Source organism: Sinorhizobium sp. GQ132 (assembly GCF_059758575.1).
Genome location: NZ_JCAXDX010000003.1, coordinates 176992 through 200445 on the forward strand (window position 1 = coordinate 176992; position 23454 = coordinate 200445).

Genomic DNA, 23454 nt, shown 5'->3' on the forward strand with positions numbered 1-23454 from the left:
CTTTCTATCACAAAGGCCAAATCGCACGGGCGGCTGCGGAAAGACCGGCCCGCACCGCCTCATCGGCGTCGACGGCCCGGACGTTGAGGCCCTGGCTTTCGAGGGCAGTACGATAAAGCGTGCCGAGCCCACCGGAGCCGACGAGGCATACGCCGTCCACCGTGCCCGAGGCCGCGAGCGCTCCGGCGATCTCCAGGCCTATCAGGGTCCCGGACAATTGCGCTCTCGCATCGGCGGCGCCGGTGCCGTGCAGAAGCTGCCCGGCACGAACGGAGAAGAGCAGATTGGTTGCGAGCGCCGGGTTCTCCCTCGTGCGGCTTACTGCATCCGTAAAGGCTGCGCTCCCGGTCGCGAAGGTTTCCGCTTCTGCCACCGCGTGGCTGAGGATGGTGTGGCGCGCGATGGTGTCGAAGAGCTCGCCGGTCATGAAGGTGGAAAAGCCCTCGACCCTGTCGTCGGCAAGACGGACCCATTTGCTGTGCGTGCCGGGCATGCAGACGAGATGGCTGCCGGCGCCGAGATGCCCGGCAGCGCCGAGGAGCTGCGTCTCCTCGCCGCGCATGACGTCCGGATGCCGTTGGTCGCGCTGGGCGAGGCCGGGGAGAATGCGGATGTCGCGGTCGACATCGGGAATGGCCGTGGCACGGCCGGCAATCTCGGCGAGTGCTGCGGGAGTTTCGATATACCCGGCCTCCTTCCAGCCCTGACGGGCGCCAGCCATGCCGCAGATGATGATCGGCAGATGCGCAGGCGCGGCGACCGCGGCGAGATGGCCGTCGAGAATCGTGTGAAAACCGGTCTTTGCGGCCGTCGTCATGCCCTCGGCGCTGCGGCGTTCGGCCAGCACCGTACCGTCCTCGCCGATGATCCACAGTCGGAAGCTGGATGTTCCCCAATCCACTGCGGCATAATAGCCTGCCGTCGTCAAAACACGCCTCCATCGATGATCATGGTCTGTGCGGTCATCGCCGCCGAACTGTCCGACGCCAGAAAGAGGCATGGGCCGACGAGATCGTCGGCGACGAGCATGCGCTTGAGGCACTGCCTTTCCTGCATCCGCGCGATCGATTCTTCCGTGAGCCACAAGCGCCGCTGCCGCTCCGTAACGATCATGCCGGGCAGGATCGCGTTGACGCGGATGTTATCCGGTCCGAGCTTGCCGGCGAGCGATTTGGTGAGGCCTATGATCCCGGCTTTGGCTGCAGAGTAGGCGGGGATTTCCGGCATATTGAGCATGAAGGCGATCGAGGAGAAATTGATGATCGATCCGCCGCCTTGCCGCTGCATGTGGGGCGCGATCGCCTGGCACATGAAGAAGATATGCCTGAGGTTGACGGAAAGGCTTTCGTCCCAGCTCTGCTCAGTGACCGCTTCGAGCGCCTGCCGGTCGTCGCGCGCGGCGTTGTTGACGAGGACACGGACGGAGCCGAGTTTGGCGGCCGCCTCGTCGGCTGCGGCCCGCACGGCCTCGACATCGCGAAGGTCTGCCTGGATGAAATGCGGCGCCTGCCCGGTCTGCGCCGCGACCTTATCGCAGAGCGCCAGGCTCGCTTCCGCTGCAATGTCCACGAAGGCGACGTGGGCGCCTTGCCGGGCGAACGCCTCCACCAGTGCGGCTCCTATGCCGGAGCCGCCGCCGGTGACCAGAACTTCGCGATCGCGCAGATCAGGAAACTGGCTGCTCGGCAAGGTCATGGCTTCTCCCTGATACCGCGGCTGCGGGATTGGTTGTTCCAATATCCGGAACTGTGTTTTATTATATGGAATTATCGCGCCAATGCTTTTACCCTGTCAAGATAGCGCAGCGGCAAGCGGATAAGAAATGAAGCGGAAGAAAGAAGACGACATGGAAGGTGACCTCGTCGGCACCGGCACGCTTGGCAAGGCAATGGCAGTGCTGGAGGCAGTAGCCATGGCCGACCGCCCTCAGCGCTTCACGGATATATTGCAGACCGTCCGTCAGCCCCGCGGAACCCTGCACCGGCTGCTTGGCCATCTCGTCGAAGAGGGCTTGCTGGTGCAGCGCCGGGACTTGTCCTATGAGCCCGGGCTTCGCCTGTTGAAATTCGCTTATCGCTCCTGGTCGGGGAACCGGTTTCGCGAGATCGCCGCCCCCTATCTCCTGCACCTGCACCAATTGACCGGCGAGACGGTGCATCTGGGCGTGCTGCGGGAGACCGAGATCATCTATGTCGACAAGGTGGAAAGCCGGCAGACCGTCCGTATGAGTTCGCAGATCGGCAAGGCGTCGCCGGCCTATTGTACGGGTATCGGCAAGGCGGCTCTGTCGGTTCTTCCCGCAGGCGAGTTGCAGCGGATATCGACCGGAATGGAGTTTCACCCGTTCACGGCGCAAACGCATCGTTCGATAGAATCGCTCCTTGCCGAGATCGAGGAAGTGCGGCACGACGGCCATGCCTTCGACCGGGAGGAGCACGAGGCGGAGATCTGCTGCGTGGCTGCCCCGATCAGCGTTCCGGAACACGACCTGGTCGGAGGGATCTCCGTGACCGGTCCATCCTATCGGGTCAGCCTGCAGCAGCTGACCGCCTGGGCGCAGGACGTGCGCGAGGTGGCGGCAGAGATCGAGGAAGAGGTCCGGATCCGGCTTGGCCCCGGGCGGGAAACGGGGGCTGCGGCGCCGCGTGTCCTGCCGGACGAGCAAAGGTCTCCGTAACGGTTAAGGATTACAGCATGTTTTCCACGAAAAAGTGCGCGGGACCGCTTTACGGTAAATTAGAAGTTTCGACTGGACGAAAAGGTTCAAGATAAGTAGCTTCAATGCCGGTCTGCTGCCACGGCTGGTTGCATCGGGCGGAATTCTGGTGGAAGCGATAGCGTGGGTATGACAGCGCGAGCGTCATGCTCCAGCTGGAACGCGGATGTGAGAGGCGGGCGGAAGATGATCGATTTCAGCGTGGATATATCCTCATTGGTCCTCCCTGACGGTCACGCTATCAGCGGGTCGATCGACAGCGAGGATGATGTGCGGAGCGCGCTCGGCCGAGTGTCGGAAGGTTTCGGTTTTCGAGGCTTCATGGTCCTCGCCATTCCCGAGTCGGGGTCCCACAGCCTCACTGCGCAGGCGCTCATGACGACCTGGCCGATGGATTTCCTCAGGCGCTACGACAGTGCCCGCCTGATCGACGGCAGTCCCGTGATCCAGCGGTTGCGGCGCAGCACAATTCCCTTCACCTATGATGCTCATCTGCTCGCGCGCGGGCGTGTGGACGGAAAGGGCGAAGCTGCCATATGCGTTTTCGAACAGGCGAACATGCCGCGCGGGGTGTATCTGCCGGTCCATGATGCCGCGGGTCACCGCGCCGCCATCGCCTTCGGCGGTGACAGGTCCGCCGTGTCCGACGACGAGATGCAGGCTCTGAACCTCTGGGCCGGCCTTCTATACAGCCGGCTGAGCGAAGTCCGAACGCGCGACCGACGCGGCCCGGGCAGCCTTTCCCGGCGCGAGATCGAGTGTTTGCGCTGGGCCGCGGCTGGCAAGACGACGGTGGAGATGGCCCGCATAATGGCACTGTCGGAATATACGGTGAACCACTATCTCAACCGTGCGACGCGCAAGCTCGATTCGGTCAATCGCGTCCAAACTGTCGCCAAGGCGATACGCGCGGGCTTGATCAATTGATCGACGCAGGCGGGACATGAATAGAGCCCTTTACTCTCTCATCCCTGTGACAAGCACGGGAAATGGAGGCACGCGAACGCGACGCGGCCGTCTTTCGGCGCGAGCGGCTGAAGGCGGAGTCGGCGCTCATCGGCACGGTCGAAATGCACAGGGTTTTGCGCATCAGAGGTGATGATCGTCAATCACCTGTTGGCATTGCTCGGCCGCTCGGGCTATTTGATAGTCGATGACTGCGATGGAACCGCACCGATGCAAGAGATGATCACGAGGGGGACGACTGATATCGATCTGCCCCGGGGCGGCGATTTCGCGCCTGAGATAGCAAGGCTCGAGACCCAGTTCGACATTATTCGCTACATGCGGCGGATTACGCCGATTTTCGGCTTCAAGACGTTTCTCATCTGTTCGATCCCTGCAGTCGAGGTAGAGCGGCTCTCCGCCACCACGGTGATCTCGAACATGCCGGCCGAGCTCCTCAACAAATATGACAGCCTTTCGATGCTGCGCTTCAGCACCGGGGTGCGACGGTTGAGAGAGACGACGACGCCGTTTCAGATCAAGCTTGAAGACTGGGAGAGGGAGGGAGGCAAGCCCGACTCTGCCGCGGATTACATCGCCATGTTGCGCGACAACGGCATATTCCAAGCCAATTACTTCCCGGTCCACGATGCCGAAGGTGGCCGCGGCGCGGTCATCCTCATGGGCCCGGAAGCGGAATTACCGATGACGGCGGCGATGGAACTGCAGATGATCGCAATTCACGTCTATAACCGGCTTGCCGAGATCGGCTCTGTCTGGAAGAACACCAATACGGTTCTTTCCGAACGGGAGATCCAGTGCCTGAGCTGGACGGCCGCCGGCAAGACCAGCTCGGAAATCGCCGGTATCCTCGGCCTGTCGGAACACACGGTGAATCATTACCTCAACCACGTCACGAAGAAGCTCGACGCGGTGAACCGCACGCAGGCGGTCGTGAAGGCGATGAAAAAAGGCTATATCAGCTAGGGCCTGTTGAGAGTCATCCTCCGCCCCCATCTCTGTGCTTGTCACAGGAATGAGGGCAGCGCCGCGTCTGCGGCGCGGGAAGCGTTCTTTCAGCCCAAGGACTTGGCTTGGCTGGATTCCTGTGACAAGCACAGGAATGAAGAAATCAAACAAGCCGCAGCGGTTATTCGATCTCAACAGCTTTAGCCGGCAGCCCCATCGGCCGGAGCAAGTGGCCGGCGCATCTGCGAGCATTTCGTGTCCAAATGGCGCGCCTGCTCAGGAAATGAGCAGCGCAGTCTCTTGCGTATCCTCGATAGATGAAGAGCAACTTATTGGAAACTCTGGTTTTTTCCGGAAAGCTCCAACTGGCACGCATTGTGCATATTCAATTCCGTGTCCAGAGGGGACCATAATAAGACAGCGCCCAGGAAGGTCGCGACAAAGGGCCGCCGCCGATCGCCCGTGATCCCGGATGTACGGACACGATGATCGGTTGGCGGCCCTCTCATTTTCCCACCTGTCGCATTGGCGAAGTGCCCCGGCTCGACTATCTAATACCCAGTTCCTTAAATCGGGTGCGATTTGGGCTAGCGATAGAGCAGTCGAAAGCGTTGCGCGCCAACGAAAGAGCAAGAGGCCGACATGCCGGATGTCACCCGGGAAATGGTTTTGGAGAAGCTACGGACCGTCCGCGGTCCGGATATGGAAGGAAACATCGTCGACCTCGGCCTTGTGTCCGATGTGTTCATTTCCGACGGCAAGGCCTACTTCTCGATCACCGTGCCGGCGGATCGGGCGAAGGAGCTCGAACCGATGCGGGCGGCCGCCGAACGGGTCGTGCGCGAGATTCCCGGCGTGAAGGCCGCCATGGTGGCATTGACTGCCGACCGCAAGGCCGCTCCGCAGAAGGGCCCGGTGGAGCGGCCCCGGCCGGCTCCGACGGGCCATGCGCCGGCGCAGCGCGCGGGCGGCGGGGCTGCACCAAAGGCCGGCATCCCCGGCGTCGGTGCCATTATCGCCGTCGCCTCCGGCAAAGGCGGAGTCGGCAAGTCCACCACCTCCGTCAATCTGGCGTTGGCGCTTCAGGCAAACGGGCTGAAGGTCGGGCTCCTCGATGCGGATATCTACGGCCCTTCGATGCCGCGGCTTTTGAAGATTTCCGGCCGCCCGCAACAGATCGAGGGGCGGCTTATCCGCCCGATGGAAAACTACGGCCTGAAAGTCATGTCGATGGGCTTCCTCGTGGACGAGGAGGTCGCGATGATCTGGCGCGGCCCGATGATCCAGTCGGCGCTCCTGCAGATGTTGCGCGAGGTGGCGTGGGGGGACCTCGACGTCCTGGTCGTGGACATGCCGCCGGGCACCGGTGACGCACAGCTGACGATGGCTCAGCAGGTGCCGCTCGCAGGCGCCGTCATCGTGTCGACGCCGCAGGACCTGGCGCTCGTGGATGCCCGCAAGGGTCTCGCCATGTTCCGCAAGGTCGAGGTTCCGGTTCTCGGGATCGTCGAAAACATGAGCTATTTCGTGGCGCCCGATACGGGCAGGCGCTACGACATCTTCGGTCATGGCGGCGCGCGCAAGGAAGCCGAGCGCATCGGCGTACCGTTCCTTGGAGAGGTGCCCCTGACCATGGGCATCCGGGAGACCTCCGATGCGGGAACCCCTCTCGTGGCGTCCGAGCCCGATGGCGAGGTCGCGCGCGTCTATCGCGAGATCGCGGCGCGGGTCTGGGGAGAGGTCACCGCTGCCCGGCAGGACAAAAGCCGTGCGATGCCGAACATCGTCTTCGAATAGCGCTTCGCCGCGGTCATGCCCAAGCGACCTGCCGGAGGATTCAGTGCGGTGCGACCGAGACATCCGACAGGGAAGCACCGGATCCCCCATGGCCATTGATTTTGCGTCGGGGTTGAGTCATATCCCCTTGGCTCGCATAGGCAAGTCAAGGCGAGCCACTGCCATCGCCGGAGACTTTGGTCACCCGACTGCCGTCAACCGGCGTCGAAACGGCTGAAAGCCTTCATCGGATGAATCTGCTTTGTGGAAAATCGTGTGGCGGCTGATCCTGCGAAATCATCAAGGTTCATCGTCGTCGGCTGCATGAAAAAGGCGGCCGCATGATCACAGGCTATTGTATCAACGGTGAAGCGGTCGCTCTTTCCACGGCCGAGCCGCCGTCGGCCCTGCGTCCCGATCTCGTCTGGATTGACCTTGTCGAGCCAACCAAGGCGGAAGACCTGATGATCGAGGGACTGCTCGGAATTCCCATTCCGACGCGGGACGATCTGAGGGACATCGAACCTTCGAGCAGGCTTTATACGGACGACGGTGCCGTTTTCATGACCGCTTCGCTCGTCTATCGAAGCGACACGGAAATGCCGGGGTTGACGGATGTCGGCTTCATTCTGGCAGGCAAGCGCCTTGTCACCGTCCGCTATGCCGAGCCGAGGGCCTTCGGCCTGTTCAAGGCCGGCATGCATCGTATCCCCGGCGGCTGCCGCAACGGCGCGGTGATTCTGACGCGCCTGCTAGAGACGATTGTGGACAGGACGGCGGAAATTCTCGAGCAGGCTGTCGACAGGATCGACGACCTGGCGCTCCAGGTCTTCGGCGACAAGGCGTCTGGCCGGCGGCACCGGCCACCGCACTTTCTCGAAGCACGCCTGCGCGACGTCGCGGGCCATCACCGGCTTGTTGCGAAAACGCGCGACAGCCTCGCTTCGCTCTCCAGGCTGCTGACCTTCGTCTATACGGTTCCCGACGTTCAAGCAGACAAGGAAAGCCGGGAACTTTGCCGTACGGTATCGCGGGATATCCAGTCGCTCTCGGAACACACGGCTTTCATCTCTGGAAATATCACCTTCCTGCTCGATGCCTCGCTCGGCCTGATCAATGTCGAGCAGAATGCGATCATCAAGATCTTCTCGATCGCTTCGGTCGTTCTGTTGCCGCCGACGCTGGTCGCTTCTGTCTACGGCATGAACTTTCGCATCATGCCTGAGCTTGAATGGCAGTTCGGCTATCCGTGGGCGCTTGCGGCCATGGTACTTTCGGCCGTGATCCCCTTTTTCTTCTTCCGCTGGAAAGGCTGGCTCTAAGGGCCTGTTGAGCAACATGTCTCAATTGTCTGCTCCCGCGACACCCGGCGTGGAGAATATCCGTCGCCTGTTGGTTCTGGCGCTTGGCTCCGTGGGCGTCGTGTATGGCGATATCGGCACCAGCCCCCTCTATGCCTTCCGCGAGGCGTTGCGCCCCGTCGCGCACGACGGTGTGACGGACGTCGAGATCATCGGTCTGATCTCGCTGATGATCTGGGCGCTGACGATCATTGTCACGATAAAATACGTGCTTTTCCTGCTGCGGGCGGACAACCAGGGCGAGGGCGGCACGCTCTCCCTGCTTGCGCTGCTCATGAAGACCGCCAATGGTCACACGGCGATACTGTTCTTCATGGGCATTGCCGGCGCCGCACTCTTCATCGGCGACGCGATGATAACACCGGCACTGTCGGTGCTCTCGGCCGTCGAGGGTTTGAAGTTGGTGACCCCGGCCCTTTCGGACTACGTCGTTCCGATCGCCGTGGTCATCCTCCTGCTCCTCTTCGCCGTTCAGTCCAAGGGTACTGCCGCGGTTTCCAATTTCTTCGGCCCGATAACGCTCATCTGGTTCGTCGTCATGGGCGCGATCGGCTTCGTGCATATTTCCGACGACCTGTCGATCTTCAGAGCCTTCAACCCGTATTATTCCGTCACCTTTCTCTTCAACGAAGGTTATGTCGGTATCGTCGTACTCGGCGCCGTCTTCCTGACGGTCACGGGTGCCGAGGCGCTTTACGCCGATCTCGGCCATTTCGGCAGGCGGCCGATCCAATGGGCCTGGTTCACCGTGGTCTTCCCGGCGCTCACGCTGAACTATCTGGGGCAGGGCGCCTTCGTGCTGAAGAACCCGGAGGCGATGTCCGATCCGTTCTTCCTGATGTTTCCGAAATGGGCGCTGCTGCCCGCCGTCATTCTTGCGACCGCGGCCACCATCATCGCCAGTCAGGCGGTCATAACCGGCGCCTTTTCGCTGACGCGCCAGGCCATCCACCTTGGTTTCCTGCCGCGCATGGCGATCTTCCATACGTCCGAGACCCATACGGGCCAGATTTACCTGCCGAACGTCAACACGCTTTTGATGTTCGGCGTCATGGCGCTCGTCTTCCTCTTCGGCTCCTCGGAGGCGCTCGCGACCGCCTATGGCATCTCCGTCACCGGTGCGATGGTGGTCACCACGGTGCTTTCCTTCGAATTCCTGCGTATGCGGTGGAACTGGCCGAGCTGGTGGGCAGCGGGTGCGCTGCTGCCGCTGTTCGCGCTGGAATTCGTCTTCCTGGGCGCCAACATGCTGAAGATCCACGACGGGGGCTACGTGCCGATCCTGATTGCGGCGACCTTTATCGTCATCATGTGGACCTGGAAGCGCGGCACAGCAATCCTGCACGCCAAGACCCGCCATATCGACATTCCGCTGGCAAGCTTCATCAAGTCGGTCGAGCGCCAGAGCGAGCACGCGCCGGTGTCGGTGACCGGCACGGCGATATTCCTGACCAGCGATCCGGAATCGACTCCTGCCGCCCTGTTGCACAACATCAAACACAACCACGTTCTGCATCAGCAGAACTTCATTCTGACGATCCGGACGGCAAACACGCCGAAGGTGCCGAGGGAAGAGCGGGTCAGCGCGCGGCGGTTGTCGGAGCGTTTCACTCTGCTGGAAATGAAGTTCGGCTTCATGGAGACGCAGAATGTCTCCCAGGCGCTGGGCCTCTTCAGAAAATCGGGCCTGAAATTCGACATCATGTCCACCTCTTTCTATCTCGGCCGCCGCAAACTCGTGCCCGACGCCCAGTCCGGCATGCCGCATTGGCAGGACCGTCTGTTCATCGCACTCGCCAATGCTGCGATCGATCCCTCCGATTATTTCCGCCTGCCGACGAACCGGGTGGTCGAACTCGGCTCTCACGTAATCATCTGATCCGTTTCACTGCGTCCGCATTAACCAAACATCAAGGTTAATGCCGCATTTTCAAGGCTCACGCGAAGCGGTCCCGGCGAGCCGGCCGGCCGCTTCCAAACCCTAGCGTCCTGCATGGAATCTTGTCGCTGGCTCATCGCCGGCTTGCGAGAGCGCGTGCTTGAGAAAGAGTTCCTGGAGCCGACCGGTGCGTAAGAGTTGGAAGTTGCGTGACAAGTTTCGGTTTTCGTTCTCGGCCTGGCGGGCCCCGGCGATCCTAGGCCTTGCCGTATTCCTCGGCTTCCCCTCGGCGGTCGCCTATTCGGACATTGCGACTTTTCTGTCCGGCATCAACCGCGGCGGCGAGCGTTGGCGCACCTATCTCACTCCGTCGCCGGCCGGCTCTCTCCACGAAGTCGAGATGGTCTTCACGGACCCGATCACCACCGGTGCGCTCGATGGCGGCGCCGGCATGACCCTGCCGGAAGGCGGCCGCGTGGCGCTGACCGCCGAATCGAAACACCAGGGGACGCCGGACGAGGATCGCGTGACGCGGAAGCTGAAGAAGGGGCGAATCGTCGCGGTAACGCCGGTGACCCCGCCCAAGGACTTCAGCGCCGGGTCCATCCTTCAGCGCACGAGCTCGCTTATCGGTCCGGCCGTCGACGGCCCCGAAAAGATGGTCTTTGCCAAGCCGAAGATCAAAGGCAAGGAAATAGAGATCGCCACGGTCTTTTACCGCAAGACGCCGCCGAAGCCGGAACCGGGCCTCTCGCCGATGCTGGCCAAGCTCGTCACCAACGACAAGCCCGACATTCTTGCGACTGCCTATGTCCGGCCCGAGCCGGACTATGCGCGTGAATCACCCTTCGATTCGATCCTGCGGAACGACGAAAATGCAGGGCGCTTCATTCCGGATATCGCGCCCGACGATCATGCCTGGGCGGCAACGCCGCTGCCGCCAACCGTCTTCAGCAAGGAAGAGCAGACCTGTCTGGCCGAGGGAATCTATTTCGAGGCACGCAGCGAATCCGTCAAGGGCCAGGCCGCGGTGGCGCAGGTCATTCTCAATCGCGTCCGCAATCCGACCTACCCGAAGACGATCTGCGGCGTCGTCTACCAGAACAAGGCCTGGCGCAACCGCTGCCAGTTCTCTTTCGCCTGCGACATGATCCGCGACCTGATCTATTCGCGATCGCACTGGAAGACGGCCAAGGAAGTCGCGCTGGCGGTCACCTCCGGAAGGATATGGCTGTCGGAAGTCGGCTCGGCGACCCATTATCACGCCACCTATGTGAATCCCGCCTGGGCCAAGACGATGAAGCGGGTCGGCAAGATCGGGCTGCACATCTTCTACAGAACCTATGGCGGCGGCTGGAGCTGACGGCGTAGCCGCCTCCGCGTCCCTGTCGGCCGCCGGAGCCGCGGGTGTGACCCCGCCGCTGGCTGCGATTCCCTCTGCACCTTTGTCGCAGCTTGCCGGATTTATTGCTAAGTCTCTGAATTAAAATAAGAATATTGTCCACGTCGAAGGTGCCCGCATGCCTTGACTATGCGGGTGCCTAAAACTATGTTGCGCGCGACTTCAAATGGGGCCGAAGCGTGGCTTGAACAGCGGCCGTTTGTATGACCGAGATCGCGTTCGACCGCGTAGGGGTGCAAAGGGGAGCCATGTGACGGAGAAGCCGGAAGAAAGTCTGGAAGCGCGGCTCAAGCGCCTCGGCGACGACATCAAGTCCAAGAAGCGGGCGGATGTCTCGGAAGGGGCGGATGGGCGCGCCGATGAAAGCCGCAAGGGGTACGCGGCGGCGATGAAGCTTTCGAGCGAATTCATCGCCGGCATCCTGGTCGGGGCGTTTCTGGGCTATCTTTTGGACCACTTTGCGGGTACAGGGCCGTGGGGCATGATCGTCCTCCTGCTACTCGGCTTCTGTGCCGGCGTGTTGAACGTGCTGCGTTCCGCCGGTGTGGTGGCGAAGCCCGACGAGCGGAAGGGTGAGCCGGGCACGGACAAAGAGGACGGCGGCGTCTGATACGTCGCCGGGAAGAACAGGATTTCCGCTCGCGGGCGGGCAAAACGAAAGAGAAGCGCGGTGTCAAACGATCCGACCCACCAGTTCCTGGTCAACAAGATTGTCCCGATCGAGATTGGCGGAATTGACTTTTCCTTCACCAATGCGTCGCTGTTCATGGTCGCGACAGTGGGTGCGGCCGCGGGCTTCCTCTATCTGACGACGTCGCAGCGTGGGCTGATCCCGACGCGCATGCAGTCGGTTTCGGAAATGTCCTACGAATTCATCGCCTCGATGCTTCGCGAGGGCGCCGGCAGTCACGGGATGAAGTTCTTCCCGATGGTCTTCTCGCTGTTCATGTTCATTCTGACGGCGAACCTGCTCGGCATGGTCCCCTATTTCTTCACCGTCACCAGCCAGATCATCGTCACCTTCGCGCTTGCGGTTTTCGTGATCGGCACCGTCCTTCTCTACGGCTTCTACAAGCACGGTTTCGGCTTCCTCAAGCTGTTCGTGCCGCAAGGCGTGCCGGGCGCGCTTCTGCCGCTTGTCGTCTCGATCGAAATCATCTCGTTCCTTTCCCGTCCGATCAGCCTCTCGGTCCGTCTTTTCGCCAACATGCTGGCGGGCCACATCACGCTGAAGGTCTTCGCAGGCTTCGTCGCATCGCTCAGCGCTTTTGGGGCGCTCGGCATCGGCGGCGCGATCCTGCCGCTCATCATGACCGTCGCCCTTACCGGTCTTGAATTCCTTGTCGCCTTCCTCCAGGCCTATGTCTTTGCGGTGCTGACCTGCATGTACCTCAACGATGCGGTCCACCCCGGAGGCCACTAAGGAATAAACAGTCGCTGGTTTCCGGTCGGCTTGCCGCCGGAAGCGCAAATCCTAAGCCGCAACACCATTTCGAAGGAGTCAATCATGGAAGCGGAAGCAGCAAAGTACATCGGTGCAGGTCTTGCATGCCTTGGTATGGCCGGCACGGCTCTCGGCCTCGGCAACATCTTCGGCAGCTACCTGTCCGGCGCTCTGCGCAATCCGTCGGCAGCTGACGGCCAGTTCGGCCGCCTCGTATTCGGCTTCGCCGTTACGGAAGCTCTGGGCATCTTCTCGCTGCTCATTGCACTCCTCCTCCTCTTCGCCGTCTGATATCGGCAGAAGTTTTGGCCGCGGCCGAAAGGCCGCGGCCGCGCATATTCTTGAGTGCACCTGGAGGTGAGCATGTTTGTGACCGCGGCATACGCCCAGTCATCCACCACCGAAGGCGCCGAAGCACACGATGCCGCTGCGGCCGGTGAGGTGCACACCGAAACGGGTGTGGCCCACGAAGGCGAGCATGGCTCCGGCGTGTTCCCGCCCTTCGATTCGACCCATTTCGCTTCGCAGCTTCTTTGGCTTGCGATTACGTTCGGGCTTTTCTATCTCCTGATGTCGAAAGTCATCATCCCCCGCATTGGCGGTATCCTCGAGACGCGCCATGACCGGATCGCTCAGGACCTCGACGAGGCATCTCGTCTGAAGGGCGAGGCCGATGCGGCCATCGCCGCCTACGAGCAGGAACTGGCAGGCGCAAGGGCAAAAGGCCATTCGATTGCGGACACCGCACGCGAAGCTGCCAAGACGAAGGCCAAGGCAGATCGCGACGGTGTCGAAGCCGAGCTCGCGAAGAAGATTGCCGCCGCAGAGGCGCGCATCGGCGACATCAAGTCGAAAGCGCTTGCCGATGTCGGCGCCATCGCCGAGGAAACTGCTACGGCCGTGGTCAAGCAATTGATCGGCGGAACCGTCACCAAGTCCGAGATCGCTGCGGCGTTCAAGGCTTCGGCCGGCAACTGAGGATAAGAGAACAATGGCTCTTGATGCGACTTTCTATGCCCTCGTAGGCCTTATTCTCTTCTTTGCCCTCATCGCCTATCTCAAGGTTCCGGGCATGGTCGGCAAGGCACTCGACGCCCGCGCCGACAAGATCAGCAACGAACTGGCGGAAGCGAAGCGTCTGCGCGAGGAAGCGCAGAGCCTCGTTGCCGAATATCAGCGCAAGCGCAAGGATGCCGAGGCGGAAGCCGCGAGCATCGTCGCCGCTGCCCAGCGCGAAGCAGAGATGCTGACGGCGGAAGCAAGGCAGAAGACCGAAGAATATGTCGCGCGCCGCACGGCACTTTCCGAACAGAAGATCAAGCAGGCCGAAAGCGATGCGATCAATGCGGTTCGTGCTGCTGCCGTAGACTTGGCAATCAGCGCAGCCGAGAAAGTGATCGCGAGCAAGGCCGACGCAGGCGCTCAGGAGTCGCTCTTCAAGAAGGCGCTCGGCGAGGTCAAGTCACGCCTGAACTGAGAGTCGGTTCGACCGAGATTCAAAGGCCCCGCTTCGGCGGGGTTTTTTCGTTGGGCGCATGGGAGGTTGTCTCCGACAGTCCCCGGGTTTCGGCTTCAGCGGTTTTGATCGTGTCGACCAAGCCCTTGCCGGGACGGACGCTCATGCCTACAGCCTGGATCAGGGCGGCGGAGCCGCTTGCGCGGCGCGGACGAAGCTTCCGGTTTACGCCCCCGATCAAAGGCCAGGGCCGGGGTCGACTACAGTTGTCGGAACGGGCGGAAGCTCATGCGGTGCAGGGAGCAGGGGCCGTGGCTTTCGATCGCGCTGCGATGCTTCACCGTCGCATAGCCCGCGTGATGGGCAAAGCCGTAGAGGGGAAAGGTTGCATCGGCCCGGGCCATCATCCGGTCGCGGGTGACTTTGGCAACGATCGATGCGGCGGCGATCGACACCGAGCGGCTGTCGCCTTTGACGATGGCCTTGGCGTGACAGGTAAGCCCGGGAGGGACGTCGCGGCCGTCGACGAGAACGATGCGGGCCGCCAGCTCCAGGCCATGAACGGCGCGGCGCATCGCATCGAGGCTGGCTTTCAGTATGTCGGTCGTGTCGATGCGGGCCGACGAGGACGAGGCGATCGAGACCGTCGCCGTCGCCAGAATCTCCTCGAACAATGCCTCGCGCTGCTCCGCGCTCAAGAGCTTGCTATCGTTGAGGCCCGCCGGGATCGCCTCCGGATTGAGGATGACAGCCGCAGCGACGACAGGGCCCGCGAGCGGGCCACGTCCGGCCTCGTCGGCGCCCGCCACCGGCCAGAGACCGTCGCGCTGCGCCGCGCGTTCGAACGTGAAATCCGGAACGGCCGGCGGAAGAGGGAAAAGAGGGGAATCGGGCTGTTTGCTGCGTGTCATGCGGGCGACATTGGCATACTCGCCCGATTCCCTTCAAGTCCCCGGCTCGGTTTGCGGCGGTTGCCGGGGAAGACCAGCACCGCCCCCGAGGCAAAGGGCGGACACTGGAAGTTTTAAGGCACATCGGCGGTCGAGATCGCGACGTTTGTTCAATCTCCGGTGCGATAGCCTGCAGAAACGGTCTGCATCAAAGCAGCGACAGTTGAACCCCCATCCCGAGGGGCGGCACGAAGAGATCGCTGCGCAATTGCCGGCGCGTCAGATTGAGGCCGAGCCGCTTGGCCGCCAGCTCGAAACGACGGCCGATCTGCCAGGCGTAAGGTCCGCTGCCCTTCATTCGTTTACCGAACTCGGCATCGTAATCCTTGCCGCCGCGCATGGAACGGATGAGCGACATGACGTGCCGGTAGCGGTCCGGATAGTTTCTGAGAAGCCAATCACGGAACAGGGGGCTCACCTCCAGCGGAAGCCGGAGGAGGACGTAGCTCGCATCCGAGGCGCCGGCCGTCTTCGCCGAATCGAGCACGCGCTCGATCTCGTGGTCGTTCAGCGCCGGAATGATCGGCGCGACCAGAACGCCAGCGGGAATGCCGGCCTCGGAAATTGCGCGTAGCGCCTCCAGCCGCTTGGCGGGCGTCGACGCCCGCGGCTCCATGCTGCGCGCCAGTTTCCGGTCGAGCGTGGTCACGGAAATCCCGACCCGGGCAAGCCCCTTTTCCGCCATCGGTGCCAGCAGGTCGATGTCGCGCGTCACCATGGCCGATTTGGTAACGATCATGACCGGATGATTGGCGTCCTTGAGCACCTCCAGGATCTGGCGCATGATCCGCCATTCCTTTTCGATCGGCTGATAGGGATCGGTATTTGTGCCGATCGCGATCGGACGGAGCTTATAGTCCGGCTTCGCCAGTTCGCGCTCGAGAAGACGTGGCGCGTCCGGCTTGGCGAAGAGCTTGGCCTCGAAATCGAGCCCTGCCGAGAGCCCCATATAGGCGTGCGTAGGGCGCGCGAAGCAGTAGATGCAGCCGTGCTCGCAGCCACGATAGGGGTTGATCGATCGGTCGAAAGATATATCGGGAGAATCGTTGCGCGTGATCGCGGTCTTCGGCTTTTCTATCTGGACCTCGGTCTTGAACGGCGGCAGCTCCTCGAGCGTTTGCCACCCGTCATCGAAGACTTCGCGCGTCATCGGCTCGAAGCGTCCGGAGATGTTGAGGGCGGCACCGCGGCCGCGCCGACGATCGACGTCGATTCTGATGCCGGTTCCGGCGACGAGGGCCTCCGCCACATCCGCGCTGTTGCCGGGCGCATAGATGCCCTGCTTGAGTTGAGACAGATCGTTCATCGAAATCTCCCGGAACCATGCTCGGTTCGCTTGGTGCTGATTATTTTCCTAGCGCAGAAGACGGAACAAAGCAAGAACAAATATTCAGCGCAGGTCCGAGGAAGCTCCGTGATCATCCCGCACCCTGTGCGGAACGGCGCTTGTAGCAATCTGCGCTGCGATGCGGTAGGAACGCCTATGCTGACGGTCATCATGGAAACGAAGGACAACGAAGCGGAGCTCGCGCAGACGCTCTCGGCGCTCGTTGCCGGTGCGGTGGAAGGGCTCGTCAGCGATGTCATAATCCTGGACCACGGATCGACCGACGGCTCCCCCAGGATCGCGGATGCGGCTGGCTGCCGCTTCTGCCTCGACTGGGATCTCGGCGATGTCCTTCGTTCGGCGCGCGGCGAGTGGCTGATGCTGCTGGAGCCTGGTGCCCGCCCCATCGGTCGCTGGGTGGATGAATTGGCCGAATACGTCTCTCTGAACAGGAGCCCGGCGCAGTTTTCTCCCTCGCGAATGCATAAGCGCCCGCTTCTCAAGCGCCTGACGCACAGGTCGCCGCCGCTGGAGTCCGGATTTCTGATGCCGAAGGGTGATGCGGTCGCGGCTGCGCGCGGCAAGATGCCGCTCAGCCGCCTTACGAGCGGACGAGCTGCCCGCAAACTTGCGACCGAACTCGTCCCAGCCTGGGTCGCAATGGAGAACCGGTCGACCGGAGAACTGGATCGGACGCCTGGTTCCAAGATGTGAGCTTGCGATAGGTTGTCCATTCGGGCCCGACCGAGGCGTCGGAGGGACCCGAAGGCATCGTTGTCAGAGCGAGCGGACTGCAAGCGAGTTCAATTGCCAGGCCGAGTCGATCGAAATGTCGATGCTGACGTCATTGAGGAGTGCCCAGATGCGATCGGCCACGCCGACATAGATCCAGAGCTCGCGGCCAGCGGGGAAGGCCATCTCGGTGAAGAGGTTGATAATTCTTCGTTCCCCAGGAACGGCCTGGATTGAGGTGCCGGGGAAGCTCTCGCCATCGCCGCTGCAGTCGAGGCCCGAGGCGAACCACTGGTCGCTCACCTCGTTCGCCGGTTCGACATCCTCCCAGTTCCAGAACACAGCCAACACGAGGCGGCCGCGCGTCGTCGCGTGAAAGTCGGACCACCCGAACTCGTCGTAGGTCGAGATGTGATGGCGGCAGATGAGGGCCGACAGGTCGGCCTTGACTTGCAGTATCCCGGTGCGAAGCGTCTTGAACGGCACGAGATAGCCGTTCTCCCGATAGGCACAGAGAAGATCCACGTCGGAGGCATCGCTGTTGCGGGCGATCAGTTTCGATCCAAACCGGCCGGCACAGTCCAGATAGGAACTGTTCTCCACGATTGCCCCGTCGCCGGTTGCCTGATTCTGATCGAGTCTGTCCCAGCAGCCTCCAAAGGGCGGGAGAAACAGCTTTTCCTTGTCCGGGTCGGGCGCGACATACACGATCGGTGGCTGTTTGAAGATGTCGGTCACGCTGCCGACCACCGTTTCGTGGCGGTGGAAGGCTTCAGGGCTCTTCACCAACGCGCCAACTTCGCCATAGGCGCGCTTATGAAGCCGTTTGAGCGCGTTCAGATCAAGGTCGGCATTCCTGGCCTCCACGAACGACCTGTATCGAAGACCGGGGCCGCGCGGATCGTCCCGCAAGCCCGACCTTGCAACATTCTTGATCCTGTCGCGCAGTTCAGGTGCAATGATATGCCGTCGCTGCTCCGCGAAGGACTGGCGCAATGCGTCCAGCTTGTCCACCGTTGCCTGCCATTCTTCTTTGCGCCGACTTTCGTAGAGCGCCCGCAGCCCCAGCGGAATCTCGGCCTCAGGCCAATCCGTTTTCGAATATGTATGCTCTGCCGTTCCCATGACCTCCTCCTTACCCTCGCGGGGTCGCGGCGCGGAGCCTCGAGCGGCGCGCCTGCGTCGTTAATGAAAACCGGGAAAAGGGGCTCCGAGTCGGTAAACAGGAATGGGCTTTCTCCGGCGATGAGAAGCCATCATATGCCGGTGGTAGCCCCGAGCTGAGCCTCTTCTCCGAAGCAAGAATGGGGCGTACCTTGCGGTACCCCCCAAAGTGGCTCTCAAATGACCTTGTTTATGCAAATATTCGTCTGTGAAAATGTCTTGCCATGCAGGCCCACCGTTGCGAACGGGCAGCACGTCGTAGCATTCTCTCTTTTCCCGATATTGCCCCGGAAAAGAGGCCGGACATTCGCTCGAAGCAATTAAACGGTGCTTGCCTTGCCCGCTCCGAGCCAAGCCGACGGAGGCAAATTAACGGGATTCTGGGCGCTGGGCTGTTCCAAACGGAACATGAATTTCGTCAGCCGCGCTTCAGGTGCTCGTCGAGTCTCGGCATGATCTCGACGAAATTGCACGGCATGTGCCGGTAATCGAGTTGCTGCTTCAGGATTTCGTCCCAGGCATCCTTGCAGGCACCGGGGGATCCGGGCAGGACGAAGATGAACGTCGCGTTGGCGACCCCGCCCGTGGCTCGCGACTGGATCGTCGACGTGCCGATCTTCTCGTAGGAGATCCGGTGGAACACCTCCGAAAAGCCATCCATGCGTTTCTCGAAGAGCGGCTCCAGTGCTTCCGGCGTCACGTCGCGGCCTGTGAAGCCGGTGCCCCCGGTGGTGATGACGACGTCGATTGCGGCATCGAGCGTCCAGGCCTTTACCTGTCCGTAGATCTTCTCGCGCTCGTCGGGAACGATTGTCCGCGCCTCGAGTCGGTGGCCGGCCTCCCGTATTCTCGCTTCGAGCACATCGCCGGACTTGTCGTCCGCGCGTGTGCGCGTGTCCGAGACCGTGAGCACGGCGATGCCGATGGGAATGAAGGGACGTCTTTCATCGAGGCCGGGCATCTGGCGCCATCCTGGTTTTCCCGCGGTTCGCGTCGCCTGAACGTACCATCGCGGGTGGTCGGCGGAAATGGTCTCAGCGGCACGCTCGGCGCTTTTCGTCTCCGTGAACAGTCCGAAACAGGTGGCGCCTGAGCCGGACATCCGCACGAGCGCGGCGCCTGCATCGTGCAATGCGTTCGAGACGGTTTCGATCATCGGCTCGTGCGCACGTGCCGGCGGCTCCAGATCGTTCCGCATGGCCGCCATCGCCGTCAGCCAGTCGGCAGTCGAGCGGGCATCTTCAGGCAAGACCAGCGCAGGATTGGTCTTGCTGACGAGCGATCGGAAGATAACCGGCGTGGAGACCGCGACGAGGGGGTTGACGAGGACGACGTCGAAGGGCGGCAGTTCGGGAAAAGGCGTGATCTCTTCGCCGATGCCTCTCGCGACGAGGGGGCCTCGGTCGAGACACATCGGAACGTCCGCGCCGAGCTGCAGCGCAAGGCTGTCGAGCCTTGCCGCTTCGACGGTCGCGCCCCAGAGCGACAGCAGCCCGCGCAGAGTCGCGGCGGCATCGGCCGAGCCGCCGCCGATCCCCGATGCTATCGGCAGGTTCTTCTCGAGATGCAGATGAACCGGGCCGGCCATTCCACCCTGCGCCAAAAGCTCGCGCCGCAACAGGTCCCGGGCGCGGAGCACGAGATTACCACCATTGCCCTCGGCTGAAAGGTCGGTGGCGAAGCGGCCCGACACCGTGAAACGGTCCCTTTCCGCTGCGGTCAGCCCGACCCGGTCGCCACATTCGGCGAAGGTCACGAGGCTTTCCAGCAGATGGTGGCCGTCGGCGCGCTGCCCGACGACGTGCAGCGCGAGATTGATCTTGGCGGGCGCCGCAAAGGTCAGTGCGAAGCCCGGAATGCCGTCTGCCTGCATGTTACGGTCAGGACTTCTTGTCCGGCGCTGCCTTGGTCTTTTTCGGCAGTATTTCCTTGGCATCCGCCGCGGCCGGGACCGGTTCCTTAAGCGGCGGCAGACCGTTTTCGATCTTCGCCTTGATCTTCGGAATTTCCGCTTCCTCGGGCTTCAGTTCCAGCGCCTGATTCCACTGGAACACGGCTTCGAGCTTGCGGCCGACGCGCCAGTAGGCATCGCCGAGGTGGTCGTTGATCGTCGCGTCGCCGGCCATCAGTTCGGCAGCGCGCTCGAGCTCGGTCACCGCCTCGTCGAACCGGTTCATGCGGAAATAGGCCCAGCCGAGCGAGTCGACGATATAGCCGTCGTCGGGCTTGAGCTCGACCGCCTTGCGGATCATCTCAAGCCCGTCCTCGAGGTTGATGTTCATGTCGACCCAGGAATAGCCGAGATAGTTCAGAACCTGCGGCTGATCCGGGTTGAGTTCCAGTGCCTTGCGAAAGTTCGGCTCGGCCTTTTCCCAGAGCTTCTGGCGTTCGTAGGCAATGCCGCGCTGGAAGAAGACGGTCCAGTCGCTCCGCTTCGGCACGGGGCCGATCGCGGCGACCGCACGGTCGTAGAGCTCGCCCATCTCCTTGTAGTCCTTGGCGTCGGAAAGCACGCTGCCATAGGCGAGATAGTTGCGGATGTTCTTGGGATCGACGTCGATCAGCCCTTTGAGATGCTTTTTCGCCTCGTCTACCTTGCCGATGCCGGCGAGGCTGAGACCAAGCTGAAGTTCGGAGAGGCGGCGCATCGGCGAGCTCTCCGGCACGCTCTTGTAAAGCGCTATCGCCTCTTCCGGCTTTTTGAGGTTTTCGGCGATCCCGCCGAGCATCACGAGAATATCGGCGCTTTCCGGGTCGAGCCGACGCGCCGTCTGAAGGTAGAGCGAAACGATGTCTTCCGCGCCCTCGCGGTTGAGCGCGCCGCCGATCGAAAAGAGAACGGCGGCCGCACCCTGCACGGCGTTGCGTACCTGCTGCTCCTGCGGCTTCCCTTCCTCGACACTCTTCCTCAGCGCCTCGAGCGGAGTGTAGTTGTTGACGAGGCTTTCGCCGACGGCGATCGTATCCAACGCCTTCTGCTTGTTGCCTTCGCGCGCTTCGAATCGCGCCAGCGCCTCGACGGCCCGCATGAAAGTGTCCGGCGCAGCGCCGCCGCCTTCTCGGTCAAGAATGGCGTCGTTGAGCCGGGCGCGCGCCGTCGTCTTGTCGCCGGCCGCAAGCGCAATCGCCCCGGCATGATAGTTCCTGAAGATCCGGAACCATTCCGGGCCATCCAAATTCTTGATCTGCGCCAGCGCTTCCTTCGGTCGGCCCTGGCCGAACTTGGCCCAGGCGGAAAGCAGCGAGCTCATCAGCCGGTCGAGATCGTTCGGACCGTCGTAGTTCAAGAGCTTTTGCGCGTTGCGGTATTCTCGCTTGCGGATGGCTTCGATCGCGCGGACCACCGTGGTGATCCTTTCGACGGCGGGATCCGATTTCAGCTCTTCGGCGATCTTGGCGCCTTCATCGAACTTGCCGCTCATCAGCAGCGTGATCATCAGCCGCTGCTTGACATCCTTATTGCCGGGCTCGAACCTGAGTGCGGTGCGATAGAGTTCGGTTGCCGCCGCAAAGTCGCGATCGACGTCTGCCGTGCGCGCCGCAAGGAATGCGCCGGCAAAGGTGTTGACGCTCCTGATGTCGAAAGGCTCGGCGTCTTCGACCGGCGCCTTCTCCTCGGCAAAGGCCTGCTGGTTGCCGGTCACCGTTGCAAGAACCAGCATTGCCGCGCCGCTGAGAAGGCGAAGGAATGTATTCTGCCGCATATCAAACCTTTCATTGCCGGTGGTACGATTCGAGACGCCACCGCTGGTTGGCCCGGAGCCGATTGGAAATCGGGCGCAAGTCTTCAAGAATAGAATGGCTTTTTTGGCGCAGCGCGGCAAGAAAATCCTCCGGAGAGGTCTTCGTCCGCCGCTGCTGCGGCGCCGGGTCCCGTGCCGGAAGCGTAAGCCTCGCGGCAACACTTTGAATTGCTGCCTGTTTCTGCCCTTGGATCGGCCGCGATGCAAGGAAACATGAAGTGGCTCAGCTTACCCGATCGATGCAGAAATCGATCACCTCGACGAGCGCCGATTTCCATGGGGAAGCCGGCAGCGGCGCGAGCGCGTCGCGGGCGATCGTACCGTAGTGTTTGGCACGGGCGATCGTATCCGTAAGGCCGCCGTAGCGACGGATGAGACCCAGCGCCTTTTCAAGATTTGCCGCGTCGCTTGCGCCGCCCTCGATCGCCTCGCGCCAGAAGGCCCGGTCTTGCGGCGTGCCGCGGCGATAGGAGAGAATGACCGGCAGCGTGATCTTGCCTTCGCGAAAATCGTCTCCGACATTCTTGCCGAGATCGCTCGACGTTCCGCCATAATCGAGAACGTCGTCGACCAGCTGGAAGGCAAGGCCGAGATTGGTGCCGTAGGACTTCAGCGCGTTGCGGTCGGCTTTGCTTCCGCCTGCGACGATCGGCCCGACCTCGGAGGCGGCGGCGAAGAGGGCCGCTGTCTTGGCGCGGATAACCTGCAGATAGTCGTCCTCGGTCGTCTCCATGTTCTTGGCGACCGAAAGCTGCAGAACCTCGCCCTCCGCGATCACCGATGCGGCGGTCGAAAGGACGTCGAGCGCATCGATCGAACCGACGTCGACCATCATCCGGAAAGCCTGCCCGAGCAGGAAATCGCCGACGAGCACGCTTGCCTGGTTGCCCCAGATCGTCCGCGCCGTCGATTTGCCGCGCCTCAGATCGCTCTCGTCGACCACGTCGTCGTGCAAAAGGGTCGCCGTGTGCATGAACTCGACGCTGGTCGCGAGCTTGATGTGACCATCGCCCTCGTAGCCGAACATCGAAGCGGCTGCGAGCGTCAGCATCGGCCGGAGCCGTTTGCCGCCCGAGGAAATCAGGTGGTTGGCGACTTCCGGGATCATCTGGACGTCGGAGCCCGCCTTGGAAAGAATGAGCTGGTTGACCCGCTCCATGTCGGACAGCGTCAGGTCGACAAGCGGCTTCACAGATGCCTGTTTGTTTTTATTGTCTTCCAGCGGTATCACTACGCCCAACGCCCGGACTCCTGTTTCGTTGCGGGTTCGACAATAGAAAGAGGGGCTTCGGGCGGCAAGAGGCGAATTGTCCCGCCCGCAGCTTTAAGACAGGAAAATAGAGCCGGATGAAAGAGCTGATCCGCACCAATGATGCCGTCCTTCTTTCCTTTGCGGAAAGCCTGATGAAGGATGCCGGGATCGGATGCTTCATCGCCGATCAGGACATGAGCATACTCGAAGGATCGCTCGGCCTACTGCCGCGGCGCTTCCTGGTCGCCGAGGACGATGCCAACCGGGCGCGGCGCATTCTGATCGATGCGGGCCTCGAATTGGAATTGCGGCAATGATCGGCTGTGGCCCTTCCGCGA

General features: G+C 62.0%; 22 protein-coding genes and 1 pseudogene. 14 read left to right on the top strand and 9 right to left on the bottom strand.

The window, feature by feature from the left end; all coding sequences use genetic code 11:
* Nucleotides 1–7: 7 nt before the first annotated feature.
* Together AC6CIG_RS09145 and AC6CIG_RS09150 are read right to left on the bottom strand one after the other, a co-directional pair.
* Nucleotides 8–928 carry a 2-dehydro-3-deoxygalactonokinase gene (locus AC6CIG_RS09145; protein WP_437408308.1) on the bottom strand — a complete coding sequence of 307 codons (921 nt, stop codon included), beginning with the start codon at nucleotides 926–928 and terminating at the stop codon, nucleotides 8–10.
* Complete coding sequence (locus AC6CIG_RS09150; protein WP_437408309.1) at nucleotides 925–1695, bottom strand: SDR family NAD(P)-dependent oxidoreductase; 771 nt, start codon at nucleotides 1693–1695, stop codon at nucleotides 925–927. The genes AC6CIG_RS09145 and AC6CIG_RS09150 overlap by 4 nt, the downstream gene beginning before the upstream one ends.
* Before the next feature lie 127 nt (nucleotides 1696–1822).
* Here AC6CIG_RS09150 and AC6CIG_RS09155 point away from each other — a divergent pair, with 127 nt between their 5' ends.
* From AC6CIG_RS09155 to AC6CIG_RS09210, 12 genes are all read left to right on the top strand, one after another.
* Nucleotides 1823–2677: an IclR family transcriptional regulator gene (locus tag AC6CIG_RS09155; protein ID WP_018094373.1), complete on the top strand. Its 855-nt coding sequence runs from the start codon at nucleotides 1823–1825 to the stop codon at nucleotides 2675–2677.
* Nucleotides 2678–2902: 225 nt separating this feature from the next.
* Complete coding sequence (locus AC6CIG_RS09160; RefSeq protein WP_018094374.1) at nucleotides 2903–3643, top strand: helix-turn-helix transcriptional regulator; 741 nt, start codon at nucleotides 2903–2905, stop codon at nucleotides 3641–3643.
* A 171-nt stretch (nucleotides 3644–3814) separates the two neighbouring features.
* Nucleotides 3815–4648: a LuxR family transcriptional regulator NurR gene (gene nurR / locus AC6CIG_RS09165; protein ID WP_018094375.1), complete on the top strand. Its 834-nt coding sequence runs from the start codon at nucleotides 3815–3817 to the stop codon at nucleotides 4646–4648.
* A gap of 624 nt (nucleotides 4649–5272) precedes the next feature.
* Complete coding sequence (locus AC6CIG_RS09170; RefSeq protein WP_437408311.1) at nucleotides 5273–6427, top strand: Mrp/NBP35 family ATP-binding protein; 1155 nt, start codon at nucleotides 5273–5275, stop codon at nucleotides 6425–6427.
* Nucleotides 6428–6747: 320 nt separating this feature from the next.
* Complete coding sequence (locus AC6CIG_RS09175) at nucleotides 6748–7728, top strand: magnesium transporter CorA family protein (RefSeq protein ID WP_018094378.1); 981 nt, start codon at nucleotides 6748–6750, stop codon at nucleotides 7726–7728.
* Nucleotides 7729–7744: 16 nt separating this feature from the next.
* Nucleotides 7745–9646, top strand: a complete 1902-nt coding sequence (locus tag AC6CIG_RS09180) for a potassium transporter Kup (RefSeq protein ID WP_033047212.1) — start codon at nucleotides 7745–7747, stop codon at nucleotides 9644–9646.
* A gap of 205 nt (nucleotides 9647–9851) precedes the next feature.
* A complete protein-coding gene (locus AC6CIG_RS09185; RefSeq protein ID WP_379938803.1) occupies nucleotides 9852–11009 on the top strand; it encodes a cell wall hydrolase in 1158 nt (385 codons plus the stop codon).
* Between the two features lie 289 nt (nucleotides 11010–11298).
* Nucleotides 11299–11658: an AtpZ/AtpI family protein gene (locus AC6CIG_RS09190; protein ID WP_018094381.1), complete on the top strand. Its 360-nt coding sequence runs from the start codon at nucleotides 11299–11301 to the stop codon at nucleotides 11656–11658.
* 60 nt (nucleotides 11659–11718) lie between these two features.
* Complete coding sequence (locus AC6CIG_RS09195; RefSeq protein WP_018094382.1) at nucleotides 11719–12471, top strand: F0F1 ATP synthase subunit A; 753 nt, start codon at nucleotides 11719–11721, stop codon at nucleotides 12469–12471.
* An 84-nt stretch (nucleotides 12472–12555) separates the two neighbouring features.
* Nucleotides 12556–12783, top strand: coding sequence for a F0F1 ATP synthase subunit C (locus AC6CIG_RS09200; RefSeq protein WP_003533642.1), 228 nt, complete (start codon nucleotides 12556–12558; stop codon nucleotides 12781–12783).
* Nucleotides 12784–12855: 72 nt separating this feature from the next.
* Nucleotides 12856–13470 (top strand): F0F1 ATP synthase subunit B, encoded by a 615-nt coding sequence (locus tag AC6CIG_RS09205; RefSeq protein WP_018094383.1) that lies wholly within the window; start codon nucleotides 12856–12858, stop codon nucleotides 13468–13470.
* Nucleotides 13471–13483: 13 nt separating this feature from the next.
* A complete protein-coding gene (locus AC6CIG_RS09210; RefSeq protein WP_018094384.1) occupies nucleotides 13484–13969 on the top strand; it encodes a F0F1 ATP synthase subunit B in 486 nt (161 codons plus the stop codon).
* 239 nt (nucleotides 13970–14208) lie between these two features.
* Here the strand turns inward: AC6CIG_RS09210 and rnhB are convergent, their stop codons facing one another.
* Both rnhB and AC6CIG_RS09220 read right to left on the bottom strand, forming a co-directional pair.
* On the bottom strand, nucleotides 14209–14859 hold the full coding sequence (rnhB, locus tag AC6CIG_RS09215) for a ribonuclease HII (RefSeq protein WP_018094385.1): 651 nt from the start codon (nucleotides 14857–14859) through the stop codon (nucleotides 14209–14211).
* A 187-nt stretch (nucleotides 14860–15046) separates the two neighbouring features.
* Nucleotides 15047–16204 (bottom strand): PA0069 family radical SAM protein, encoded by a 1158-nt coding sequence (locus tag AC6CIG_RS09220; protein WP_437408312.1) that lies wholly within the window; start codon nucleotides 16202–16204, stop codon nucleotides 15047–15049.
* 177 nt (nucleotides 16205–16381) lie between these two features.
* Between AC6CIG_RS09220 and AC6CIG_RS09225 the strand changes: the two genes are divergently transcribed.
* Nucleotides 16382–16939, top strand: a complete 558-nt coding sequence (locus AC6CIG_RS09225; protein WP_437408313.1) for a glycosyltransferase family protein — start codon at nucleotides 16382–16384, stop codon at nucleotides 16937–16939.
* A 63-nt stretch (nucleotides 16940–17002) separates the two neighbouring features.
* Here AC6CIG_RS09225 and AC6CIG_RS09230 read toward each other — a convergent pair whose 3' ends face one another.
* From AC6CIG_RS09230 to AC6CIG_RS09250, 5 genes and pseudogenes are all read right to left on the bottom strand, one after another.
* On the bottom strand, nucleotides 17003–18082 hold the full coding sequence (locus tag AC6CIG_RS09230; protein WP_437408314.1) for a hypothetical protein: 1080 nt from the start codon (nucleotides 18080–18082) through the stop codon (nucleotides 17003–17005).
* 457 nt (nucleotides 18083–18539) lie between these two features.
* On the bottom strand, nucleotides 18540–19082 hold the full coding sequence (gene moaB / locus AC6CIG_RS09235; RefSeq protein WP_018094389.1) for a molybdenum cofactor biosynthesis protein B: 543 nt from the start codon (nucleotides 19080–19082) through the stop codon (nucleotides 18540–18542).
* Nucleotides 19083–19091: 9 nt separating this feature from the next.
* Nucleotides 19092–19994: pseudogene (locus tag AC6CIG_RS09240) on the bottom strand (4-(cytidine 5'-diphospho)-2-C-methyl-D-erythritol kinase); the annotation flags it as partial.
* Between the two features lie 7 nt (nucleotides 19995–20001).
* Entirely contained in the window at nucleotides 20002–21825 is a 1824-nt protein-coding gene (locus tag AC6CIG_RS09245) for a tetratricopeptide repeat protein (RefSeq protein WP_437408316.1), read from the bottom strand.
* Nucleotides 21826–22087: 262 nt separating this feature from the next.
* A complete protein-coding gene (locus AC6CIG_RS09250) occupies nucleotides 22088–23104 on the bottom strand; it encodes a polyprenyl synthetase family protein (protein ID WP_010968861.1) in 1017 nt (338 codons plus the stop codon).
* Nucleotides 23105–23211: 107 nt separating this feature from the next.
* Here AC6CIG_RS09250 and AC6CIG_RS09255 point away from each other — a divergent pair, with 107 nt between their 5' ends.
* Nucleotides 23212–23433: a putative signal transducing protein gene (locus AC6CIG_RS09255; protein WP_018094392.1), complete on the top strand. Its 222-nt coding sequence runs from the start codon at nucleotides 23212–23214 to the stop codon at nucleotides 23431–23433.
* The last annotated feature ends 21 nt before the right edge of the window (nucleotides 23434–23454 follow it).

Excerpts from the sequence above, each read along its gene's own strand:
- AC6CIG_RS09150 (WP_437408309.1), bottom strand. The coding sequence starts at position 1,695 with ATGACCTTGCCGAGCAGCCAGTTTCCTGATCTGCGCGATCGCGAAGTT.
- AC6CIG_RS09155 (WP_018094373.1), top strand. The coding sequence starts at position 1,823 with ATGAAGCGGAAGAAAGAAGACGACATGGAAGGTGACCTCGTCGGCACC.
- AC6CIG_RS09160 (WP_018094374.1), top strand. The coding sequence starts at position 2,903 with ATGATCGATTTCAGCGTGGATATATCCTCATTGGTCCTCCCTGACGGT.
- nurR (WP_018094375.1), top strand. The coding sequence starts at position 3,815 with ATGATCGTCAATCACCTGTTGGCATTGCTCGGCCGCTCGGGCTATTTG.
- AC6CIG_RS09170 (WP_437408311.1), top strand. The coding sequence starts at position 5,273 with ATGCCGGATGTCACCCGGGAAATGGTTTTGGAGAAGCTACGGACCGTC.
- AC6CIG_RS09175 (WP_018094378.1), top strand. The coding sequence starts at position 6,748 with ATGATCACAGGCTATTGTATCAACGGTGAAGCGGTCGCTCTTTCCACG.
- AC6CIG_RS09180 (WP_033047212.1), top strand. The coding sequence starts at position 7,745 with ATGTCTCAATTGTCTGCTCCCGCGACACCCGGCGTGGAGAATATCCGT.
- AC6CIG_RS09200 (WP_003533642.1), top strand. The coding sequence starts at position 12,556 with ATGGAAGCGGAAGCAGCAAAGTACATCGGTGCAGGTCTTGCATGCCTT.
- AC6CIG_RS09205 (WP_018094383.1), top strand. The coding sequence starts at position 12,856 with ATGTTTGTGACCGCGGCATACGCCCAGTCATCCACCACCGAAGGCGCC.
- AC6CIG_RS09210 (WP_018094384.1), top strand. The coding sequence starts at position 13,484 with ATGGCTCTTGATGCGACTTTCTATGCCCTCGTAGGCCTTATTCTCTTC.
- rnhB (WP_018094385.1), bottom strand. The coding sequence starts at position 14,859 with ATGACACGCAGCAAACAGCCCGATTCCCCTCTTTTCCCTCTTCCGCCG.
- AC6CIG_RS09220 (WP_437408312.1), bottom strand. The coding sequence starts at position 16,204 with ATGAACGATCTGTCTCAACTCAAGCAGGGCATCTATGCGCCCGGCAAC.
- AC6CIG_RS09225 (WP_437408313.1), top strand. The coding sequence starts at position 16,382 with ATGCTGACGGTCATCATGGAAACGAAGGACAACGAAGCGGAGCTCGCG.
- AC6CIG_RS09230 (WP_437408314.1), bottom strand. The coding sequence starts at position 18,082 with ATGGGAACGGCAGAGCATACATATTCGAAAACGGATTGGCCTGAGGCC.
- moaB (WP_018094389.1), bottom strand. The coding sequence starts at position 19,082 with ATGCCCGGCCTCGATGAAAGACGTCCCTTCATTCCCATCGGCATCGCC.
- AC6CIG_RS09245 (WP_437408316.1), bottom strand. The coding sequence starts at position 21,825 with ATGCGGCAGAATACATTCCTTCGCCTTCTCAGCGGCGCGGCAATGCTG.
- AC6CIG_RS09255 (WP_018094392.1), top strand. The coding sequence starts at position 23,212 with ATGAAAGAGCTGATCCGCACCAATGATGCCGTCCTTCTTTCCTTTGCG.